Origin of the sequence: Marisediminitalea alba, assembly GCF_002993365.1 — a bacterium.
GTDB lineage: Bacteria > Pseudomonadota > Gammaproteobacteria > Enterobacterales > Alteromonadaceae > Alteromonas > Alteromonas alba.
Map to the genome: position 1 here is coordinate 1 of NZ_PVNP01000100.1, position 847 is coordinate 847.

The following is an 847-nucleotide window of genomic DNA, read 5'->3' on the forward strand; positions in this document are numbered from 1 at the left end:
CCGACATTCCGCATCAAATTCAGGAATAAATCTCTTGGTATAATGTGCCAAGTACATCAATGATCACCTGCTGGCGCTCCTGTTTGTCTGTGATTACGGGGGGAGAGTCACCAATGCTGACTTCGTGGATCCCACTAAAACACAGAAATACCCATCGTGCCGTTGGCTTCTGGGACGGTTTCTTTTTCATGTCAGGGAAGTATTGTTGTCTTTCTTTTAATGACGTTCGGATCCGGTGTTCAAGGGCGGCGTATATCATCAGACTGCACGTCATCACCATGAGCAGCGCTTCAATCCTTTCCGGTTTCTTCAGAAACAGTGAGGATGTCAGAAATTCCGGACTTTTGAGAAAACGAAATCCCCGCTCAACATGTTGCTGGGATTTGTAGGTATCTAACACTGTCTGCATACTGAGTTCCCCGCTACAATCATTGGTTGCGAGGATAAACATCCCGGTTTGCGCCTGAGCTATTCCAACTTTATCCAAACAGGTGGCTATCAGCCCATCGAGTTGGTATTCATAGTATGCTGGCTGTTGTCCTTTTTTGGGGCGACCTTTACCTAAGAACACGGGGTGGGCTATACAGTCAAACTCACTGATGCGGGTTGTTTTTAACGTCTTGCTAAAGACTTTCATTGCCGTCTCGGCATCGGTCTGGCAGGCAAAGCGTTGCTTACACAATTTAATAAATTGCTTGTGCTCTTTTTCACTGCTTTTAAGTAAATTGCGGGCCAGTGTCTGCTGCTCCCGTTTAGTCGCCTGCTCACTGCGCAGAATCAACCATTTCTGTTTCACTCCGGCATAGTCTGCATCCACCCAACAACCGTGGTAACCGTTACCCATGGC

General features: G+C 47.2%; 1 protein-coding gene. It reads right to left on the reverse strand.

The window, feature by feature from the left end:
• Positions 1-19: 19 nt before the first annotated feature.
• Positions 20-847: IS1634 family transposase (locus tag C6Y40_RS10585; RefSeq protein ID WP_146129540.1), on the reverse strand; the 828-nt coding region annotated here is incomplete at its 5' end.